The sequence below is a fragment of the Flagellimonas sp. genome (assembly GCF_965233845.1).
GTDB lineage: Bacteria > Bacteroidota > Bacteroidia > Flavobacteriales > Flavobacteriaceae > Flagellimonas.
This window is the reverse complement of record NZ_OZ247584.1, coordinates 1670552-1692853: the sequence shown is the minus strand read 5'-3', so window position 1 is coordinate 1692853 and position 22302 is coordinate 1670552. Positions and strand designations below refer to the sequence as shown.

Below are 22302 nucleotides of genomic sequence, written 5' to 3'. Positions count from 1 at the left end.
TGGCTAAACGACAACGGCGTTTCTGGGAGAACCTTATTTATCGGCTTTGGCCTTTTTGGCCTCGCGCCTTTCCTGGTACATTTCCTTAAGATTGCCAATTAACCAGTAAGGCACCACAAAAGTCAACAAGAAAATCATTAACCAAAACCCGATGGTCAAAATGGTTAAAAATGCCAGAAATCCTAAATATTGGTCAAATTCGAACATGTGGTTTGCTTTTGTTTGGCAAAGATACCTTCATTTCGTCAAAAAAAACAAATCTGCATTCAAAAAATGTTGATTTGGGCATAAGTCATATAAAATAAATGACTGAACCCCTAAATTTGCATATCCTTAAAAAAGCAAAAATGAGTTTCAGAATTGAAAAAGATACGATGGGCGAAGTCAAGGTCCCGTCTGACAAATATTGGGGAGCCCAAACGGAACGTTCCCGTAATAATTTTAAAATTGGTGCCCCTGCCTCCATGCCCTTGGAAGTGGTATACGGCTTTGCCTATTTGAAAAAAGCCGCTGCCTATGCCAATCATGAATTGGGAGTTCTCGCTGAATCCAAAAGGGATTTGATTGGCCAAGTTTGTGATGAAATCCTGGCTGGGCAACACGATGGGCAATTTCCCTTGGTCATTTGGCAGACCGGTTCTGGAACCCAAAGCAATATGAATGTGAACGAGGTGATTGCGAACAGGGCGCATGAGATTGCTGGTAAGAAAATTGGTGAAGGAGAAAAAACCATTCAACCCAATGATGATGTCAACAAAAGTCAATCCTCCAACGATACCTTCCCTACAGGAATGCATATTGCGGCTTATAAAAAAATCGTAGAGGTAACCATCCCCGGGGTAGAACAATTAAGGAATACTTTGGATAAAAAATCCAAGGAGTTCAAGGATGTGGTCAAAATTGGACGTACACACTTGATGGATGCCACTCCCCTAACCTTGGGACAGGAATTTTCCGGTTATGTTTCGCAATTGGACCACGGGCTGAAGGCCTTAAAGAATACACTGGAACATTTAAGTGAGCTTGCTTTGGGAGGAACCGCTGTTGGAACCGGATTGAATACGCCCAAAGGGTATGATGTTTTGGTAGCCAAATACATAGCAGAATTTACCGGACAACCTTTTAAAACGGCCGAGAATAAGTTTGAGGCCCTGGCTGCACACGATGCCATCGTTGAGAGCCATGGCGCTTTGAAACAGTTGGCTGTTTCCCTGAACAAAATTGCCAATGATATCCGAATGATGGCTTCCGGACCTAGATCGGGTATTGGAGAAATTATTATTCCTGCCAATGAACCGGGAAGCTCCATTATGCCCGGAAAGGTTAACCCTACCCAATGTGAGGCACTGACCATGGTTTGCGCTCAAGTAATGGGTAATGATGTTGCGGTGTCCGTGGGTGGTACGCAAGGGCATTATGAACTGAACGTCTTTAAACCCATGATGGCGGCAAACATTTTGCAATCTGCCCAACTCATTGGAGATGGCTGTGTAAGTTTTGACGTGAACTGTGCAGTTGGAATTGAGCCGAATCATGAAGTCATTAAGACTTTATTGAACAACTCATTGATGTTGGTTACCGCACTAAACACCAAAATTGGATATTATAAAGCGGCAGAAATTGCTAACACCGCTCATAAAAATGGCACCACTTTAAGGGAGGAAGCCATTAACCTTGGATACGTTACACCAGAAGAATATGATGCTTGGGTAAAACCGGAAGATATGGTTGGCAGTTTGAAATAATCTTATGCCAACCCAATAAAAAAGCCCGATCCATTACAGATCGGGCTTTTTTGTGAAATGTGGATAGTGTATACTATTTTAAAGCAAATTTGGAAGTTCCCAAAAGCTTCAGCTTGTTATCATATACATTTACCATGTAGTTTCCTTTTTGGAAATCGGAAGCTGGCTTATTGATGTAATCGCATACATCCAAAGAGCTGTTCTCATAGTAAAAGTTGGTTCCTTTGCTATAGGTGATGGAAGCACCTTCTTCGCTGGATTTGGAGAAGCTATCTCCCAATACGTTTCCTTGGGGATCCAATACCTCAATAAAGAACTCACGGTCACCCGCTTCGGCAATTACGTTATCGGCAACAGTAAAACAAACTTTAAACTTGTCTGTAGCCTTTGCTCTAGAAGTAGAAACCAATTTACCGCTGTTTCTTTCCCTTACGGCGTCAACCGTAAAAGTAGAAAGGCTAAGTGCAGAACCTCTTTCAACGGCATCGGCCAATTGAGTGTTCTGTACTACCAAAGAATCGTTAAATACGGTTTGCTTTTCCAACTCTACAAAAGTGCTGTCTCTTTGCATGGCCAACAAGGTGTTGGAAGTAGTCAAAGAATCTACTTGCTTCAATAATTTTTCTCTTTCAGCCTTAAGTACACTTACTTGTCTTCTGTATCTTGAAAGCGAAGCAATATCAGCTTTCATTCCTTGTACAGAATCAATGTATTTAGCAATGTTGTCACGAGCGGCAACCAATTCCTCATTGGTAGCGTTGCTTTCCAAAATTGCTTTGTCGTACTCAGATTTTAGGTTGTTCAAATCCTCTACAACCAACTCCTTCTCCTGCGTTAAAGCAGTAGTGGTTTTTTTCTTATCCTGGTAAAGGCTAACCGTATAGATAATGGTTCCCAAAAGAACCACAGCCAACAAACCTGCGATTACCTTTAATCCGTTGTTACTTTTTGTTTCAGTCATAACTTTTAAATTAATTGATTCTTGCTATTAAGTGTTTTGATCAATTGCGTTCTGAGTTATATACGCTATAGTTTTTGATTTGGATCATTTGTATCTAAACAATGTTAAAAAAATATGGACATATAGTCTGGATGTACTAATTTTAAAGGGCTTTCTAAAATTTTGTCTCATGAAAAATTTATTAACACCCTTCGTACTTTTCCTTTTTTTAAGCCTGATTGACGCTGAATCATTTGGGCAAAGTGTTATGATTGTGGAAAAACCGAAAACAGAGGACGTCAAAATAATTCCTATCGAACATGCAACGGCAGTCTTGGAATGGAACGAAATCACAATTTATATTGATCCGGTGGGTGGCAAAAAAGCGTTTGAAGGCCAAAAACTCCCTGATCTCATTCTTATTACAGATATCCATGGAGACCATTTTAGTTTGGAGACCATACAAGAACTGGATACGCACAAAGCCAAGATTATGGTACCGCAAGCCGTAGCTGATAAGATGCCCCAAGAATTTACCCCCCAAATCGATGTATTGCACAATGGGGATTCCAAAGAACGGTACGGAATTACCGTGGAGGCCATACCCATGTATAATCTTCGCCAAGAAGCCCTTAAATTTCATACGAAAGGTAGAGGCAACGGCTATGTGCTTGACATGGAAGGGCAACGGCTCTATTTTTCTGGGGATACCGAAGATATCCCTGAAATGAGGGCTTTAAAAAATATTGATAAGGCCTTTGTATGCATGAACCTTCCATATACCATGAACGTTTACAGCGCGGCAGATGCTGTTTTAGAGTTTCAGCCTAAAGAGATCTATCCATATCACTACAGGGGCAGACCCAACGTAAGCGACGTGAAAATGTTTAAGACCATTGTCAACAACGGAAATCCAAACATTGAGGTAGTGCAATTGGACTGGTACCCCAATGATGAATTTTAATTCCATAAAATATTGAAGCCCAAATTTCGTTAAGGTTAGAGTACCAACCCAAATCAGTACTTAACCATGATCAACAAACACTCCTCGTTGTTTGCCCTAGTGTGCCTTTTAATGGTGCATTTTTCCTTTTCCAATCAGTGTGATAATTTTTATGCCAAAATCACCTATGGACTAAGCCATACCAAAAAGGCCATGGGCGCAACCAATTTTGAACATCAAATGTATTATGCCGAAAGAGCTTTGATTGCCTTGGAAAAATCTGAGAGTTTTATGGCAGAATGCGCTTGTGCTAAATCCGAGGATAAAAGATTGGATGCCATTGAAGCACTCAACAAGGCCATAGAACCTGTGGATTGGGATGCTGGACGCTTTTTTTCCAAGAAATCCATGGGATTGATCAATGAGCTGATCACCATTCTGGATGAATGCACGCTGGGCGTTGTGCCCGATACTGTGGTTGAGGATAGTGCCGATACCACCTTGGAGCATGAAGCTTATGCCGATTCTGGAGAAGATAAGGATTCCATGGAGCAGGAAATGCTCAAGGTTTTTGATAAACATGCCAATGATAAATTGACCAGAGCGGAAAAAGCAATTTCAGATTTGGTTCAATTCACCAATGGCTTCCAACAAAGTTCGCCTGAAAAGGAAAACAACCCCAATAGTCTGGATCACCATCAAAAAGCCTATTTGGAAGATGTCAAAAATCTACTCCAGCGGGCACTTAAAAGCTTGGAATCAGAACAGTAAATCCGTTGGTTGATTCTATCGAATCAACTTTTTGTATTTGATACGCTTGGGCATGATATCCGCGCCCAAGCGTTTCTTTTTGTTCTCCTCGTAATCAGAGAAGGAACCTTCAAAGAAATACACTTGGGAATCTCCTTCAAAAGCAAGGATATGCGTACAAATTCTATCCAGGAACCATCTATCGTGGGAAATAATCACGGCACAGCCAGCAAAATTTTCCAATCCTTCTTCCAAAGCCCTTAATGTGTTAACGTCCAAATCGTTGGTAGGCTCATCCAATAACAATACGTTTCCTTCTTCCTTGAGGGTCATTGCCAAATGAAGTCTATTGCGCTCCCCACCCGAAAGCATGTTGACTTTTTTGTTCTGTTCGCTACCTGAAAAATTAAATCGGCTTAAATAGGCTCTAGAATTTACCTGCTTTCCTCCCATCATCACCAGTTCTTGACCATCACTGAAATTTTCCCAAATGGTTTTGTCGGGATCAATATTGGAATGGCTTTGATCCACATAGGCCAGTTTGGCCGTATCACCCACCGAAAATTCGCCCTTATCCGGATTTTCTTCGCCCATGATCATCCTAAAAATAGTGGTCTTACCAGCCCCATTGGGGCCAATGATGCCTACAATTCCAGCTTGGGGCAAATTGAAATTCAAATCTTCGTATAGCAGTTTCTCGCCGTAAGCTTTGCTTACCCCTTTTGCTTCAATTACATTGGTACCCAACCTGGGGCCATTGGGGATATAGATCTCTAACTTTTCTTCCAGTTGTTTTTGATCTTGGCTTAAAAGCTTGTCGTAATTCTTTAGACGGGCCTTTTGTTTGGTCTGTCTTCCTTTGGCCCCTTGACGCACCCACTCCAGCTCGCGCTCCAAGGTTTTTTGTCGTTTGGATGCCTGCTTGCTCTCTTGGGCCAGACGCTTGGCCTTTTGATCCAACCAACCGGAATAATTTCCTTTCCATGGGATGCCTTCTCCCCTATCCAATTCCAAAATCCAACCTGCTACATTGTCCAAGAAATAACGGTCGTGGGTCACCGCTATAACGGTTCCCTTGTATTGGGCCAAATGGTGTTCCAACCAATGGACTGATTCAGCATCCAAGTGGTTGGTAGGCTCATCCAAAAGCAATACATCCGGTTCTTGCAACAACAATCGGCAAAGGGCAACCCTTCTGCGCTCCCCACCAGAAAGTACCCCAATCTTTTTATCCGATTCCGGAGTACGTAAGGCGTCCATGGCTATTTCCAATTTGGTGTCCAGTTCCCAAGCGTTGGAAGCATCAATTTTATCTTGGAGGGCAGCCTGTTTGTCCATCAACTTTTGCATCTTGTCCGCATCTTCGTAGACTTCCGGTAACGCAAACATATCGTTGATCTTGTTGTACTCGTCCAATATGGCAACCGTTTCGGCCACTCCCTCTTTCACGACTTCAAGAACGGTCTTTTCCTCATCCAGTTGCGGTTCTTGTTCCAAGTACCCTACTGTATAACCCGGAGAGAAAACCACATCGCCTTGGTAGTTCTTGTCCACCCCAGCTATGATTTTCAGCAAGGTGGATTTTCCCGAACCGTTAAGTCCTAAGATTCCAATCTTGGCGCCGTAAAAAAAACTGAGATATATATTCTTTAAAACTGGGGTATTGGCCGTTTTAAAAGTCTTGGTCACCCCGGACATTGAAAAAATGACCTTCTTATCGTCTGACATTAGGTTGTTATTAGAATTATGTAAAAAAGGAAATTAAACTCGGCCTTTGAGCGCGTTAAAGACCCATGCAATAGCAAAGAATCCTATACCAACGGAAGCAAATCCGTAACCTGCTACCTCATCATATTTAAAAGCCCCAAGTGCGATCATACCCAAACCTACCAAGATCATAATCCATGTGGCCCAGGCCAGCACCGTATTTTTGTTCATTCCCATATCATTAGTTCAGTAGAAAATCAAATATCGTAAAAAATGTAAGAACCCAAAATGACAAGGGTCAAGTTTAAGCTTCAAAAGGAAACTTGATCCCTGCTTTTTGTCTGATGGTATCCATAAGCTTCACCAAGTCCATACTATGCTGGTGAGACCATAAAGGACTCTCCAATAACTGTTTACGCAAGCAATGATGTACGTGCTCAATTTCATAAACAAATCCGATGCCCTGGATAGGAAGTTCTACGGTCTCCTGCACTCCTTTTTTATCGATAGTGTAAGCAGAGGCCTCATGCCACCTAGGCTTAAGAAACAAGGTTCCTTCACTTCCCGATATCTCCGCCTCCATTTTGGAATTACTACTAATTCCACTATACAACACAGCTTGGCTTTTGGGATATTGAAAAATCATAGAGGTCTGCACTTCAGTTCCATTCGGATGAAAATTGGAAACAGCATGAATTTCATTAGGTTTGCCCATGAGGAGATAGGCTAAAAAAATGGGATAAATTCCAATATCCAGTAAGGAACCGGATGCCAAGTTTGGGTTCAATACCCTAGAATCAGCATCGCGATCCAAACCGTAAAAGGCAAAATCTGCATGCAGATAGCCCAGTTCCCCAATACTACCCTCATCCACCAGTTGTTTTACCTTTTGGATGGAGGGGTTAAAACGTGACCACAATCCTTCCATAAAAAATACCTGGTTCTCCTGTGCCACCTGTATCATTTCCTGAACCTCTCCTTGATTGATTCCAGCTGGCTTTTCGCAGAGCACAGCCAAGCCATGACGCATGGCTTGAATAGACAAATCTTTGTGGAAGTTATGGGGCGTGGCTATATAAACAATGTCCACAGTTTTGGAGGCAAATAGTGCTTCGTAACTATCAAAGACGTGTTCCACATTAAACTCTTTTGCAAAATTTTCTGCCTTTTCACGCCTTCTCGATGCTACCGCACTTATCTCAGCATCTTCAACCAAAAGTAAATCCGATGCAAATTTTTTGGCAATGTTCCCTGGGCCAATAATGCCCCACTTTATCTTTGAATCCATAGAGATCAAAAGTAATGATTATAACTCCTTATCTTTAGCGGGACGATGAAATCATATTGAAATTATGGATATAAACTTCAATAAAAACGAAGATCACAATAAGCTTAAACTTTCTGAACTCCGTAACAAATTGGCCCAAACAAAACTTGGTGGTGGCAAAAAAAGAATTGAAAAGCACCATGCCAAAGGAAAAATGACAGCCCGGGAACGCATTGATTATCTGTTGGATGTAAATTCCGAACAGTTGGAAATTGGAGCGTTTGCAGGAGAAGGCATGTACAGGGAGCACGGTGGATGCCCCAGTGCAGGTGTGGTGGTCAAGATTGGATATATCCAAGGAAAACAATGCGTGGTGGTGGCCAACGATGCAACGGTAAAAGCGGGAGCTTGGTTCCCTATAACAGGAAAGAAAAATCTCAGGGCCCAAGAGATTTCCATTGAAAATAAACTTCCTATCATTTACTTGGTGGACAGTGCCGGGGTGTATTTACCCATGCAAGATGAGATATTCCCTGATAAGGAACATTTTGGACGGATTTTTAGAAACAACGCAGTCATGAGTAGTATGGGAATTACCCAAATCTCTGCCGTTATGGGAAGTTGTGTGGCGGGAGGTGCCTACTTGCCTATAATGAGCGACGAAGCCATGATCGTGGACAAAACAGGAAGTATTTTCCTTGCTGGAAGCTATTTGGTAAAGGCTGCAATTGGCGAAAGTATCGACAATGAGACCTTAGGCGGTGCCACTACCCATTCAGAAATCAGTGGAGTGACGGATTACAAAGCCAAGGATGACAAGGATGCCCTGGACAAGATCAGGAATATTGTTGGCAAAATTGGTGCGTTTGAAAAAGCGGGTTATAATCGGATTGAGGCTCAAAATCCCGTAGAAAAAGAAGAGGACATTTATGGCATCCTTCCCAAATCACGAAGTGATCAATACGATATGCTGGAAATCATCAAGCGCTTGGTGGACAATTCAGAATTTGAGCAATACAAGGAAGGCTATGGTAAAACCTTGCTAACCGGCTATGCCCGCATAGATGGCTGGGCTGTGGGCATTGTGGCCAACCAACGGAAAGTGGTCAAGACCAAAAAAGGCGAAATGCAATTTGGTGGGGTTATCTATTCAGATTCGGCTGATAAGGCCACCCGATTCATTGCCAATTGCAACCAAAAGAAAATCCCATTGGTCTTTTTACAAGATGTCACCGGATTTATGGTAGGGAGTAAAAGTGAACATGGCGGCATCATCAAGGATGGCGCAAAAATGGTGAATGCGGTTAGCAATTCGGTGGTTCCCAAATTTACCGTGGTCATTGGCAACAGCTACGGAGCCGGAAATTATGCCATGTGCGGCAAGGCCTACGACCCAAGACTGATTGTGGCATGGCCCAGTGCAGAACTGGCGGTAATGAGCGGGAATTCTGCTGCCAAAGTGCTTTTACAGATAGAAAAGGCGTCTTTGGAGAAAAGTGGGGAAACTTTGGATACCAAAAAGGAAAAGGAGTTGTTCGACAGCATTAAAAAACGCTATGACAACCAAATATCACCCTACTATGCCGCGGCCAGGTTGTGGACCGACGCCATCATTGATCCCCTGGACACGAGAAAATGGATTTCAATGGGAATCGAGGCTGCCAATCACAGCCCTTCGGATAAAAAATTTAATATGGGGGTATTGCAGGTCTAATTATTGTACAGCAAATTTGGCCAATTGCTGCTCATCGCCATTGTCTTGAAGTCGTACTAGGAACTCCTCGCTATACTGATTGGCCTTGCCAAAGTTATATTGCACGGTACACTTTAAAAAGGTTGGCATCTTGTTGCTGGAAGTTCTATTGCCCATGTAGGTGACATTTAAAATCCAATCCCCCACCGTTTCGGGCCCTACAATTTCAAATTGTTCGCTACTAAAACCATGTTGGATTTCATCCATGATTCGTTTTTTATCTGCGGCCTCGGTATGTTCCCAGTTAAAAAAGCGCTTTTGTGGGTTTACAAATTGAACCACAAATTCAGCGTCGGTGTTGTTCCATTCCAGTACAAGTCGGGCATTGTACGTGAGATTGTTTCGATATGAGGAGGATACCTTGGATATGTCCAGGTGCTTGCCTTCCTGATTGACCAAATTCCGTAAATCTGTACCTACCAGTTTTTCCAAACCTAAAAAGTTTACCTTGGGATTGGCACTTCCATCCAAAATAGCATTGTAAAGGTTGGAGGCCATTTGATGGTTCCCCAATTTTTCCTGCGCTTTGGCTACATCCAGATAAGGTTGAATCTTGTTTGGGAAATCCGTGATCATTTTGTTGGCTGCCACCAAGGCCAATTCATGGTTGCCAATTTCCATGGATTTTAAATAGGTGCCCCTTAACTCCTCATAACCGGACGTTTGTTTTTCCAAAGTGTTGGACAGTATGCGGTTACCCAAGCCCTTGTCCGAACTATAAAAGAAGGAAGCCACGTCCACAAGATATTCAGGGGTGTCCCAATATTTTGCTCTTTGATTTAGGTATAAATCATACGCTTCCTGTACGCTTTTGCCATTTTTTAATTCCTTAAGATAAGGTGTTACCAAGCTTTTTTTGTTCACCTTTAACTTTCCGTCGTAAACGTTGTTGGTCAATCGGGCCAAGTCTTTTTTCTGCCCCCTTGGGCCATCCACCACTGCGGTTTTGGTAGTGATCATGAGTACTCCGTTGGCACCCATACTACCATATCGATTGGTTGCCGCCAACCCCTTTAAAACAGTAACCTTGGCAATATTCCGTGGGTCAATAAAGCCCGTACTGGCGATGTCTCCAGTAAAAGAATTGGATCGTTCCATGGGCACGCCGTCAATAACGATCAAGCTATAATTGTTTCCCAAGATGGAATTACTGGGTCTCATTTTAGTTTGACTTAGATCTTCATTTTGACCCAAACTGACTCCTGAGAATTTTCCCTGTACCGCGGTATTGGCTGTAGTGGCGGCATCTGGAATTTTATCCTCGCCAATGGTCTGAACGGCATATCCTACCTTATCTTTGTTTTCTTTTCCATATGCTGTGATTATCTCTTCCGGTTCTTCCTCTGCCGCTTCGGTCACTACCACTTCCTGAAGTTGAATTTCCCCATCGCTAATGGAAAAGTTCAAGTTTTTGACTTCATCCAAAACATGCTCGGTGATTCGGTTTCCATAAGCTACGACCAGTGTGCTTCCCTCTGGTGCATTAATTTGAAATGAGCCTTGGTCATCCGTCCTAACCTTATTAGCAGGTTCTTCTTTAATGTACACATCGACAGCAGCCAAACCTGCAGTTCCACCATAAACGGTTCCAGAATAAGTTACCTCATCCCCATCAGTATCCGTATTGGCCTTCTTTTCGGTTAGATTGATCAGATTACCATTGTTTACAATGGATAGCAGATTAAGACTGGCCCTATCAAAATCCTTTTTGCTATTGATAATATAAAGTTCCCCTTCAAAACTGGGCGAAGAGGAATCTAGGTTCTGCTTTCCATCTGTAAATAACAAGACATCACCACTTCCCACATAATCCCCCAAGGAGGCATATGAAGTCGCTCCATCATAATGAAAAGTTTGCAGCTTATCTTTTACCGCCGACCAGTCTGCGTTCTTGACCGCATATTGATTTTTGGAAACAATTTCATTGCTAAAAGGTAACAAGGTAACGGCTGCATCCTGAACGGTTTTGAAATAGGCATCCAAAAAGTAGAACTCTTTTTCCAAATCCCTGTCCTGCATGGAATGCGAAACATCCCAGCAGATGGTCACATTCTTAACTTCTTGGGCTGCGGTAAACGCCGAATAAAAAACTAAAATGATAATAGAGAGGTTGAATTTAATTGGTGTCATGGGTTATGCTATTTCTATCTGAAGTATTTGATGGTATCTAAGTTAACATTATGACAAGTTAAATGTCATCTGATCTGATCAATGGCTCTTTTGGATTGACGGATTACTATTTTCAATTGATCAATTATTCCCTAATCAATCTAAAGGCCGACTAATTTTCAGAAAAAATTACTGGATATTTCCTCTATATTTTTGACCAGCCACACCTTACCTTCAACAAACACAATGTTCAATAAAGCATATTTTCATCAACACATTTATTTAATTAAGGGCAAACAATTGTTGATTAACATCTCTTGCCCGTAGCTTAAAAACTTTGATTTCCTTGGTTTGATTTTTCGTATTGAAATTATGATACACAGTAGTTTTCAAATACGCAGGGGTAAGTTGTTTGTTGCCCAAATATTTAATGTTCACTTTCCATGTCCCGTTAAGCGGTTTGTAAATGAGATATTCCTCACTGGAAAAGCCTATTTGTTTCTCCTTTGTAATTCGATTTGGGTCTGCATCCAGCGAATGGGCCCAGGTAAAGTACTGTCCGTTGGGATCTACAAACTGAATTTCAAATTCCGCTTCCCCATCATTCCATTCAAAAACCAATCGAGTACCATCAAAATCGTCCGAGTCTCCAATGCCCTTCCCGGCCAACTTGGATAGTTTTGATCCATTGAGAACAAGAAGGTTACTGAAATCCTTGTCCATGACAGATTCAAATTCCTTGGATTCGCCCAAAATATCCTCTCCAATCAGGTAGTTGTATCTAGCATATAATGCAGCCGATTTTTCCACTTCGCCAATGCTTTTAAAGCTATAGGCCAAATTTTTATAAGACTGCACGTAACCCGGTCGAAGTTTAAAAACCTTTATATAGATTTCATGGGCTTTTTGATGCATTCCCTGGGCTTCCAGCTTGTAGGCCAGGGCCTTGAGCACCGTCGGGTCTGTACCAAAACGCTCCTCCAATGTCTCTACCATTCGAAGTGCAAACTTTTCATCACCTATCTGCTCCGAAAAATAGGTGAAACAATCCAAATAAAAATAGGGAGAGTTGGCATACATTTTTTCCATGTCCCCATAGCTGTCCCTTGCCTCTTTTTGATTCTTGGCCTTGGCAATCTTCTCTAAATAAATAGGAGTTTCCAGACTGGATTCCAGCACCACATCCTTGTCCTCAAAGTAATTGTCCCGAAGTAAAGCTGGGTTCAAAGGCTCTCTCTCAAGAGTTCTGTTAGGACTAAAGTTACCCGTTTTGGTATTGATTATGACCACACCTCCTGCTCCCATAGTACCATATTTTGCAAGACCTGTCAAGGATTCCAATACTGCGATTCGTTCTATTTCCGAAGTATGCAAAAAAGTAGGGGGAACGGTAGTCACCACGCCATCTATTTCGTATAGAGCAGGAAGGGGTTTGGGATGCCTCAGCGCCCGTGGTAGATACAAAACCGGGGCTGTAAGGTCCGTAGGCCTTCCCTGCTTTCGTAATTGGGTCAAAGATCCTTGGGCCGCAATACGAAATGCACTCGGTCTAAAAACTACAGAAGCCGGTATCCAAGATTCCAGGGCATCCACAAAATCCTGACCCGCAGGACTAAGGTCGTCCCCATCAATAATTTTTAAGGAATGACCCAAACTCTCTTTGTCCAATATCCCAAAAGAGGTCTTTATAATATCCTTATTGGTGTTATACTCCTGAAAAAGTTCTTGTTGCGATTTTTTTCTTCGCTTGGACACCACCACCTCGTCAAGTTCTTCAACCCAACTTTTAAGTGAAACATTCAAGAACTCGGTTACATCTTCCACAACAATCTCAACCGTTTTCTTTCCCATAAAGCTAAAGGTCAGGGTTTCCCCTTCCTGCACTTCAATCTGATATTTCCCCTGACTATCCGTTTTTACACCAATATCAGTGTCCTTAACACTTACGGTGACATTTTCTAGAAGTTCTTTACCATCGGTAACGGTGCCTTGAACATTTTTTACCTGCCCCAAGGATACTTGTGCGAAAACCAGGCCAATTGCGAGTACAACTATTTTTGATTTTACCATTTTGCAGTTCTTTATGATTGACGCTATACAAATTAGCAATTTTATTGCTTCGATGCCAGTTGAACCAATAAATGACCTACACCAACGGCTAATTTGCGACTCAGTTCCCCTGATGTTCCTTTACTCGGGGAATTAGGAGCAGCTCGGTTTGCCTACCATTTACATACCTGAATCCATCCTCTCCATAAAACCCTGCTTCTTCCAGCATCACCCGAATATCCCTTTTCCATTCGGGGATATTTACGGTGGTATTTAACTCAATGGCATAAACCGTATTGGGATTAAGGGGATAATTATCCCCATCATCCTTCATGACCCCCCCTTGGGCATCCCACATTCCAATAGTGGTCCCAGCAGAATGTCCATAGGATCCAAGAGGATGGGTATAAATTGCTGGGCGCAATCCTGTAGCTTTGGCATCGCTTAAGGCTTTGGCCAAGATTTCGTTGCCCGTCCTACCCTTGATCATGCTTTCCGTGAGAAAATCTTGTACGCGGTTTCCATCATAAAGTGCATTCACCAAGAAGGAAGGAGCCGTAGTCTCATTGGGTTTGAGTACATAGGCCAGTTCCTGGCAATCGGTATTCAAGCGCAAATAGGTAATCCCAAAATCGCAATGCAATAAATCCCCGGGTTGGATGACCAAATCGTCAGGTCGCCCCGAAAAGGAATACAGGTGGCTTACCAATTCCTCGCTGGTGCGCTGAACATCCACCGTTGGATGAAACCAAGTTTCAAGGCCCAAATCAGTCACTTTTTGGCGCATCCACCACTCTACCTCAGTGGTGGTGGTTATTCCGGGGGTAATCACTTTTTCGGAAAATGCCTCAGCAATAATATCGTGCGTAATATCCACCAATTGGTTGTAGATGACCATTTCCCTTGGAGTTCGTGTCTCTATCCAACGAACCGCCAACTGTTCTGCGGATCTAACCCGAGAATGATACTTTTTGGGAAGATTGGCCATAAATTCATCAAAGTCCGTCTTGTCCAATCCATCGGCTATATTGTGATCCTTGGAAAAATTGAGCCCAATACTTTTTGGATTGCGTTCTTCAATGAGCTGAATCAACCGCTTCCACTGGTTAGGTTCCTTTTCCTTGTCCCAAGCGGATTGGATGCTCTTACCCACATTGTACCGCGCCACTGCAAGTTTATCCATGGTATCGTTTGCCTTGTCACGATAAAATAGCAGGATGGTTCTCCTTCTGGCATTGAGCCAAGTGGCGGGCAGCATGGTTTTGAGCACAGGGTCTTCATTGTATTCGCGAGAAATGAGAATCCACATATCCAGCCCTGTTTGATCCATTAAGGTGGGAAGCAAGGTATTAAAACGCTCTTCCAGAATTTCGTCCACTACCCTCGCCCTTTCCTGTTCAGGAAGGATTTGTTGGGAATTTAGCGCGAAAGGTAAAAGAAGAAGGGGTAAAAGGTAGAAAAGGCTGACAAGTTTTTGCATGTTGGAAATATTTCCCTTAAAATACACCATTTCAAAAACATAAAAAAAGTACCCGAAGGCACTTTGCTTACATACTGTCTGAATACGATTTTACCAATCGGATAAATTCAGCCCGATACCCTTCCGAATCGTTGACCATTCCTTTTCTGGCCAAGCTGACCACATCTTCCAAGGAAGCGCCATTGGTAAATTGCGATTTGCGCAAATGCAATCCAAAAAGGGCTACGGAAGCGGCAAAATTAAAGTCTGGAGAAACTTCGGAGTTCTTGTTTTCCAACACTTGGGTAATTTCGGTACTCACATCGCCATCAGGTTTTTTGTACCTGAACTTGACCGTTAGCAGTTCATTGGAAGCGGTTACCTCTGACTTTTGGGTATACTTCAAGTCATGCACTGGTTTTAGATAATTGCTTTTGGAACCCCTCGGGATTACTTCGTACAAAGCGGTCACCGTATGCCCGCTTCCCAGCTCTCCGGCATCCTTGGTATCGTCAATGAAATCCTCATCCGCCAACAATCTGTTTTCGTATCCAATGAGGCGATATGCTTTTACAAGTGCTGGATTAAATTCTACCTGGATTTTTACATCCTTCGCTATAGTGTACACAGTTCCGCCAAACTCTTTGCCAAAGACTTTTTGTGCTTCTTGCATGGTATCAATATAAGCATGGTTCCCGTTCCCCTTGTCGGCCAATTTTTCCATTTTAGAATCTTTGTAATTGCCCATTCCAAAACCCAATACGGACAAAAACACTCCTGTTTTTCTCTTTTCTTCGATGAGTTTCACCATGTCTTTGTCGCTTGAAGGCCCTACGTTGAAATCTCCATCCGTAGCCAAGATGACTCGGTTGTTGCCATTCTTGATGAAATTTTTCTGGGCCAATTTGTAGGCCAGTTTAATTCCTGCTCCCCCAGCCGTGGATCCTCCAGCTTCTAAGTTCTCAATGGCGTTTCCGATTTTTTCTTTTTGACTACCTCTTGTTGGAGGTAGTACTTCTCCAGCTGCACCAGCATAGACTACGATGGACACCTTATCCTTTTCCCTTAGCTGATTCACTAGCAGCTTGAAAGCGGACTTTAGAAGGGGTAATTTGTTCTGGCTCGACATGGAACCTGACACATCAATCAAGAAGGTAAGATTGGACGGAGGCAATTCTTCATCCGTATATGACTTTCCTTGAAGCCCAATGCGAACCAGTTTGGTATCAGGATTCCAAGGGGTACCTACCACCTCGGTTGTAATGGAAAAGGGGTGTTCTTTAGGTTGGGGATAGCTATAATTGAAGTAATTCACCATTTCTTCTACTTTGACCGCATCCACTGGAATTTGTTGGCCATTGTTGATCATCCGTCTTACATTACTATAGGAAGCCTTATCCACGTCAATGGAGAAGGTGGATAAAGGACTTAAGGATACCCGCTCAAATCGGTTCTCATGGATCTGGGCATATTTTTCATCATTTTCAATTTGATAGTTCCCTTTTTTGGTAGTGATGACCACACAGCCATTTTTGGCTGAAGAACCAAAGAGTTTTCTTGCTTTGGCACCATTGTACACATTTACCTTGTCAATATCCGCTGGATTCATTTGGGAGACAACTGCATTATTCTCTTCTCTGATGGGAACTCCGTCAACTATGTACAACGGGTTCTTGGTTTTGCCCAGGGAACTTACTCCTCTTATAACTATTTTTGGCTCTTTCTTGGACTTTCCGGATGATTTGGTCACGTGTACCCCAGCTGTCTTTCCCTGTAAAGCTTGTGAAATGGAGCTGTGATAGTCTTTTCTTTTTTGCCTTACAATTTGAGCTGGGGAAGGTGGACGGTAAGGAACAGTTTGTGAACCATACCCTACAACAATTACTTCTTCCAGTCTACTTACATCTTCCTCAAGACTAACATGAATCTGATTGCTTATATCAATTTTCACTTTTTTGGTTACAAAACCAATATAGCTAAAGACCAAGGTCTGACCCTGCTGGGCTTCAATGGAATAATTTCCATCAAAATCGGTTTGGGTTCCTATAGAAGTTCCCTCAAGGGTCACAATGGCACCAGGTAATGGCAGCTTTTGGGAATCTGTAACCACTCCTGTAATTGTTTTGGACTGTACTCCCCAGCTACTTACAAGGGCCACTAAAAGTAATGTAATTTGATTTTTCATAATTGACACAGTTTTTAGGATTTATACCAAACCTAGGGTCAATTACAACAGAAGGAAATCGGGAATGAGTCAGTAGGTCAAAATTATAAGTGAAGCATTTATTTGGGTTAGACTAGCTGAAAACAGCGCCTTTTGTTTTGAGTCTATCTACCTTTCCACTCGGCGTTTCGATGAACTTTGATAAATAGTGGATGCCTTTAGGTATCTCATATTTATCCAAAACCTTTAACGATTTGATTTCCTGAAGCAATTTGGAGTTGTCCGTTTCTTCCCCTTCGATTACCAAAACGAGCTTCTGGCCCAAAGTTTTATCAGGGATTCCAGCTACAAAAAAACGGGAGGCAATCAATGATGCCAATTTTTGCTCTATCTGTTCAGGAATGAGTTTTACCCCTCCAGAGTTGATGATGGAATCATATCGTCCCAACCATAAGAATTGGGTTTCATTGATGAGTTCCACTAGGTCATTGGTAACAACCGGCTCATCGGAAATTTTGGGGGCATCAATAACCAGACAACCGCGTTTATCTTGGGAGAAGGTGATGTTGGGGAGGGCGGAGAAATTGGATTGTTGGTTCTCGACTGCGCTCGAACTGACAGTTGGATTGTTGGAATCTTGGATTTTGAGATTTGGATTTTGACCTGAGCGGTTGGTTCTCGACTGCGCTCGAACTGACACTTTGGAATTTTCCGTTTTCCATTTTCCATTTTGAATTGCCCTCACGGCAACATGCGTTATGGTCTCCGTCATCCCGTAAGTTTCATAGCACATTGTGGAAACCGTTTGTAGTTTCTCTTTTAATCCGAAGGAAACAGGAGCACCACCAATGATTAAGGTTTTGATTTGATTCAAGTGAACCAAGGACTTTTCCACCTGTAAGGGCACCATGGCCGAAAAATCATAGGTCTTGCCGATTCCTGATAAAGGCGTGGATGAGGGTTCCACATAATCCAGTTCCAGCCCCAACACCATGGCCCTGACCAACATCATCTTGCCAGCAATACTAGAACAGGGTAAACATAAAAGAGCGGTATTTCCAGGCAGAAGATTAAAATACGACCCCGTAGCCAAAGCGGAGTTGACCATATGCTCCTTTTTCAATCCAATGTCTTTGGGAATTCCTGTGGAACCAGAGGTTTGAACAACCACCGTTGCGGTTTCCATCGCCCACTCCACCAAAAAATCGCCTATTGATTTCTCAAATGGGGCACCTTCCTTGATCAAACTATAGCCTACCTCCAGCAGTTCATCAAAAGCATAATGAATGCCATTAAGCTTAAAACTTGGATGTATTTTATGCCATGAGGGATTCCGCATCATTCGAAGCTACGAATTCTTCCTTGGTCAACACACGACCAAACAATTTATCCTTCCAATTGGTCCATTTGTATTTCTTGCCAAAGAACCATAACAGTAATGGGAAGACCACAAAAATGGGAACCAACACATCATATCCCATAACGGGATCCGAAATATCTTTGTATATGGAATTGGTTTGGAACGCCGTCCAATCCGCAGTTACCAAAAGAGCGGTAATCAAATTGTTGGCGGCATGGAACCCCAAGGCCAATTCCAAGCCTTCATCCATCAGGGTTAAAACACCAAGGAAAAGCCCAGTTCCAATGTAATACACCATTATACCCATTCCCAATTTTTCCACTTCGGGATTGGCCGCATGCATCACTCCAAACAACACAGAGGTAATCAACAAAGGAATCCAACGTCTGCCCGTTGCAATTCCCAAACCCTGCATCATATGTCCCCGGAATAAAAACTCCTCAAAACTCGTCTGCAATGGAATCAGTAAAATGGCAATTACCGCCAGGGAGAGGAATTTTGCCATGTCAAAATTCAGGACATAATCCTCTGGAGAAAAATAAATGTCAATGGCCGTAATTAAGATTGTTACCCCACCCCATAATCCGAAAGCAAAAAAGATACGCTTCCAATCTATCTTTTTACGAGAGGTGGTCAAGGAGGTAATGGATTGCTGGTGTATCAACTTGGTCCACCCCAACACTACAAAAAAGCCCACAGCCAAGGGAACCAAGGCCAGGATCAACACCAAATTTGAGCCCCATTGGTTAATCATTTGCTGCATGGCATCCTCCACACTGATGGGAGAATTAATGGTCATCACATAATTCACTGCCATTAATCCAATAAAACCTAGGGGTAAAAAAAGGTACTTCCAAAGTCCTATATCTCCTTTATAACCTTGTGCTATGTACATAAATTGTCAATTAAGTTCATATTCCATTTTTTGTCCGAGCGGTAAAACAGTTTTCCATCGGAAACTTCCAGTGGACTCTCTATATTGTTGGTGAACAAGCTACCTGTTCCCAAACCTTGGGGCATTTTGGTCCCCAGCGTATAGGTCCATTGCGCTATGGCATTTAGTCCAATATTGCTTTCCAAGGCACTGGTAATCCACCAACCTATTTCTTGTTTTTGCGCCAAATCTATCCATTCCTGCCCACCTCCCAAACCGCCCATTAAGCTGGGTTTAAGAATTATGTATTGTGGTTGAATTGTTTGTAGCATTTTTGTCTTTTCCGTTACATCAAAAACTCCTATCAGTTCTTCATCCAAGGCAATGGATATTGGAGTTGTTTCACAAAGTTTCGCCATCGCTTCCCAATGCTTGGGCTTGATAGGTTGTTCAATGGAATGTAGCTGATATTCAGACAGACGCTTTAGTTTTTCCAAAGCTTCGGACGCCTTAAAAGCGCCATTGGCATCTACACGAAGTTCAATCTCTTCGGGGCCAAAAACTTTTCTGATGGATTTTAAAATGGTCAATTCCTTTTTAAAATCTATGGCTCCAATTTTCATTTTGATGCAATGAAAGCCAGACCTCAATTTCTCCTCCAGTTGGGAAAGCATGAAGTTCTCATCGCCCATCCAAATTAAACCATTGATGGGAATAGGAGATTCTTTCTGAACAAAATCCGAGGTAAACAGTTCCATTGGATGATTTGATTCCAATGACTTATAGGCTTGTTCCAATCCAAATTGGATGGACGGGAATTCCAACAACTTTTCCAGCAACGTTTCCTTGCCCAGGTGAATGTTAGCACATACCCAAGTCAATTTTTCCTCGTAATGCGGCACATCATCCACACTCAGTCCTCTAAGGATTCCGCATTCCCCAATTCCCTTTTTAGTTCCTTGCTGAAGACAGAGAAACCAGGTTTCCTTTTCAGTCATTACCCCTCGGGATGTTCCGCTGGGAGTTTTAAATTGTAGAATGTACTTTGAGTAGCTCGCTTTCATCCGATGGTTTCAAATTTAACCAATTTAGGATGCAATGAAAGGAAATTGTTTAGCTGAAGTTGAACCAAAAACGGACTCCCTCGGTGGCCTTGTCTATATTGAGTTTGGACTGGAGTTGGTTCACCAATCTATTCATCAAACGGATGCCCATGGAGGAATGGGCGCGTTCATCCGCATCTTCTGGTAGACCTATTCCGTTGTCGGTATATTCAAAATAGCCTTGGTCTCCATTTTTTCGAAGATGGATGTAGATTTTTCCGTTTTCGTCATTCTCTGGGAAGGCATATTTGAAGGAGTTGGAAACGAGCTCGTTCAGGATTAACCCAAATGGAATGGCCCTGTCTATATCCAATTCGGTGCCCTCCGCGTCTATGGTAATACTAATGTTATGACCACCTTTCTTATAAACAGACTGTACACTATTGATCAAGCTTTCGATATAGCCCTGCATTTCAATGACGGAAAGGTCGTCATTTTGATAGAGTTTTTGATGGATCAGAGCCATGGCCTTTACCCTACTCTTACCTTCTTCCAAGGCCTCAATAGCAGATTTGCTTCTGGTGTTTTTGGTCTGAAGGCTTAAAAGGCTGGAAACCATTTGAAGGTTGTTCTTTACCCTATGGTGAATTTCCTTCAACAAGGAATCCTTCTCCACCAAGGCATTTTCAATGATGTGCTTTTGTTCTGCAATCAGGCGTTGATTCTTGATACTTTTGAGGTAAGCATACACCAACCCAGCAAAACCCAGCAGCGTAAAAATCAAGGAGATAAACACCAAATTGATACGCTCGTCCTTGGCCTTCATTTCGCTTCGGGCCAATTCATTGATACGCTTTTGCTCATCAATCAGGCGTTGGGAGTTTTCCAAATCCTCATTGGCCACAATGGTCACCAATTGTTGTTTAATAATGGACGATTGTTTTTGGTTCAGGGAATCCTTGATGCGTTCGTTGCGTTTATAATACAAAGCCGCGCTTCTGAAGTTCTCCACTTTGTCATAAAAGGCGGCCAACAAACTGTTACGCTTAACACTTTGTAGTATGCTAATATTTTCAAATTGAATATCCAGACTCCGCTTGGCGGCTACGTATCTATCCAAATGTAAATTTGCATCGGCAAGGTTCAGGGTATTCTCTATTACCTCGCTTTTATGATTGCTCCTAGAAGAAGTGTTTAAGACCTCAATACTGTTTTCCAATAGCGGAATGGCTTCCTCGTATTCACTGAGGAGCACATGGCATTTGCCTATATTACCTTCAATTTCGGCCTTGAGCAATTCGCTTTCAAAAAGCTGTTCCTCGGTCTTTTCCTTGGAGATGTCGTTCAGGAATACATCCAAATAGGCCTTTGCTTTTTTTAACTCACTGAGGGCCGTTGGGGCCGAATTATCCAATCTGAGATAGTTACCCACTTTGCTGTGATACTTGGCCAGCCCATAGGAATCATTATCGGCAATGGTAGGCTTAACCTCCATAATGTATTGGTTCCTAGCTTTTCGGTGTAGCCCAAGATTACTGTAGATATCATAGAAAGCTACATTGTCTGTATAACCAAACTCCCGTTTTTGCTTTCGGATTTCTATCTGCTTGTCATAAAGTTGAAGGTTCGCATAGTTGTCGTCCAGCACATCCAGTACTACCTTTCTGGAACCCGCGTCCATGGAATCTTTTGCGGCGTATAGTTCCATGGCCAGAGCTACGCTCTTGTCGTACTCCCCTAGATCATTGTACAACTGCGCCTGCATTACCTTATATAATTGCGTGGCCACACTATCATTAATTTTTTGGGCATTGGAAAGATATACCTTAACGGTATCCAACCAATCATAGGCTGAATTAACGTTGTATCGATTTACGACATTGAAAAAAACATCAAACCTGTCCTGGGAACCATTGGTATTCTGGAATTCCGTCAAAGCACTGATTTCTTCACTTTCAACGGATTGTGCAGAGGCATTCAAAAGCAGTACAAAAAATAGGACTGAAAATAATGGTTTGAGGTTATGCATCATTAATCTTACGGGTAGTGCTTAAGAAGATTTTAGTTTGTACGTTCTGTTTTTTGTTGTTTCCTAGGTCAGTGTCTCATCATTCCTGCTTCCAATTCAATGATGTCCTC

General features: G+C 42.5%; 17 protein-coding genes. 4 read left to right on the top strand and 13 right to left on the bottom strand.

What is annotated here, in order from left to right; all coding sequences use genetic code 11:
- Window positions 1–33: 33 nt before the first annotated feature.
- Window positions 34–207: a hypothetical protein gene (locus ACO6S0_RS07350; RefSeq protein WP_422351338.1), complete on the bottom strand. Its 174-nt coding sequence runs from the start codon at window positions 205–207 to the stop codon at window positions 34–36.
- A gap of 140 nt (window positions 208–347) precedes the next feature.
- Between ACO6S0_RS07350 and fumC the strand changes: the two genes are divergently transcribed.
- Complete coding sequence (gene fumC / locus ACO6S0_RS07345; RefSeq protein ID WP_422351337.1) at window positions 348–1745, top strand: class II fumarate hydratase; 1398 nt, start codon at window positions 348–350, stop codon at window positions 1743–1745.
- A gap of 73 nt (window positions 1746–1818) precedes the next feature.
- On the opposite strand, the gene ACO6S0_RS07340 is transcribed toward fumC, so the two are convergent.
- A complete protein-coding gene (locus ACO6S0_RS07340) occupies window positions 1819–2706 on the bottom strand; it encodes a hypothetical protein (protein ID WP_420399440.1) in 888 nt (295 codons plus the stop codon).
- Window positions 2707–2875: 169 nt separating this feature from the next.
- Here ACO6S0_RS07340 and ACO6S0_RS07335 point away from each other — a divergent pair, with 169 nt between their 5' ends.
- The gene (locus ACO6S0_RS07335) at window positions 2876–3649 is read left to right on the top strand and encodes an MBL fold metallo-hydrolase (RefSeq protein ID WP_422351336.1); all 774 of its coding nucleotides are present in this window, start codon (window positions 2876–2878) and stop codon (window positions 3647–3649) included.
- Between the two features lie 66 nt (window positions 3650–3715).
- Window positions 3716–4399 carry a hypothetical protein gene (locus tag ACO6S0_RS07330; RefSeq protein WP_422351335.1) on the top strand — a complete coding sequence of 228 codons (684 nt, stop codon included), beginning with the start codon at window positions 3716–3718 and terminating at the stop codon, window positions 4397–4399.
- 15 nt (window positions 4400–4414) lie between these two features.
- Here the strand turns inward: ACO6S0_RS07330 and ettA are convergent, their stop codons facing one another.
- The 3 genes from ettA to ACO6S0_RS07315 form a co-directional block, all read right to left on the bottom strand.
- Window positions 4415–6106: an energy-dependent translational throttle protein EttA gene (gene ettA, locus ACO6S0_RS07325; RefSeq protein ID WP_422351334.1), complete on the bottom strand. Its 1692-nt coding sequence runs from the start codon at window positions 6104–6106 to the stop codon at window positions 4415–4417.
- Between the two features lie 33 nt (window positions 6107–6139).
- The gene (locus tag ACO6S0_RS07320; protein WP_202619517.1) at window positions 6140–6316 is read right to left on the bottom strand and encodes a CAL67264 family membrane protein; all 177 of its coding nucleotides are present in this window, start codon (window positions 6314–6316) and stop codon (window positions 6140–6142) included.
- A gap of 73 nt (window positions 6317–6389) precedes the next feature.
- Window positions 6390–7373, bottom strand: coding sequence for a Gfo/Idh/MocA family protein (locus ACO6S0_RS07315; protein ID WP_422351333.1), 984 nt, complete (start codon window positions 7371–7373; stop codon window positions 6390–6392).
- A gap of 64 nt (window positions 7374–7437) precedes the next feature.
- Between ACO6S0_RS07315 and ACO6S0_RS07310 the strand changes: the two genes are divergently transcribed.
- Complete coding sequence (locus ACO6S0_RS07310) at window positions 7438–9066, top strand: acyl-CoA carboxylase subunit beta (RefSeq protein ID WP_422351332.1); 1629 nt, start codon at window positions 7438–7440, stop codon at window positions 9064–9066.
- Here the strand turns inward: ACO6S0_RS07310 and ACO6S0_RS07305 are convergent, their stop codons facing one another.
- The 8 genes from ACO6S0_RS07305 to ACO6S0_RS07270 all read right to left on the bottom strand — a co-directional run bounded on the left by ACO6S0_RS07305 (window position 9067) and on the right by ACO6S0_RS07270 (window position 22195).
- Entirely contained in the window at window positions 9067–11235 is a 2169-nt protein-coding gene (locus tag ACO6S0_RS07305; protein ID WP_422351331.1) for a TonB-dependent receptor plug domain-containing protein, read from the bottom strand.
- A 261-nt stretch (window positions 11236–11496) separates the two neighbouring features.
- A complete protein-coding gene (locus ACO6S0_RS07300) occupies window positions 11497–13284 on the bottom strand; it encodes a carboxypeptidase-like regulatory domain-containing protein (protein WP_422351330.1) in 1788 nt (595 codons plus the stop codon).
- 100 nt (window positions 13285–13384) lie between these two features.
- Window positions 13385–14743 carry a M24 family metallopeptidase gene (locus tag ACO6S0_RS07295; protein ID WP_422351329.1) on the bottom strand — a complete coding sequence of 453 codons (1359 nt, stop codon included), beginning with the start codon at window positions 14741–14743 and terminating at the stop codon, window positions 13385–13387.
- A gap of 67 nt (window positions 14744–14810) precedes the next feature.
- Window positions 14811–16907: a YfbK domain-containing protein gene (locus ACO6S0_RS07290; RefSeq protein WP_422351328.1), complete on the bottom strand. Its 2097-nt coding sequence runs from the start codon at window positions 16905–16907 to the stop codon at window positions 14811–14813.
- A gap of 112 nt (window positions 16908–17019) precedes the next feature.
- Window positions 17020–18228 carry an AMP-binding protein gene (locus tag ACO6S0_RS07285; RefSeq protein ID WP_422351327.1) on the bottom strand — a complete coding sequence of 403 codons (1209 nt, stop codon included), beginning with the start codon at window positions 18226–18228 and terminating at the stop codon, window positions 17020–17022.
- The gene (locus ACO6S0_RS07280; protein WP_422351326.1) at window positions 18203–19141 is read right to left on the bottom strand and encodes a CPBP family intramembrane glutamic endopeptidase; all 939 of its coding nucleotides are present in this window, start codon (window positions 19139–19141) and stop codon (window positions 18203–18205) included. The genes ACO6S0_RS07285 and ACO6S0_RS07280 overlap by 26 nt, the downstream gene beginning before the upstream one ends.
- The gene (locus ACO6S0_RS07275) at window positions 19132–20184 is read right to left on the bottom strand and encodes an o-succinylbenzoate synthase (RefSeq protein ID WP_422351325.1); all 1053 of its coding nucleotides are present in this window, start codon (window positions 20182–20184) and stop codon (window positions 19132–19134) included. Before ACO6S0_RS07275 ends, ACO6S0_RS07280 begins: the two co-directional genes overlap by 10 nt.
- A gap of 49 nt (window positions 20185–20233) precedes the next feature.
- On the bottom strand, window positions 20234–22195 hold the full coding sequence (locus tag ACO6S0_RS07270) for a sensor histidine kinase (RefSeq protein ID WP_422351324.1): 1962 nt from the start codon (window positions 22193–22195) through the stop codon (window positions 20234–20236).
- Window positions 22196–22302: the final 107 nt, after the last annotated feature.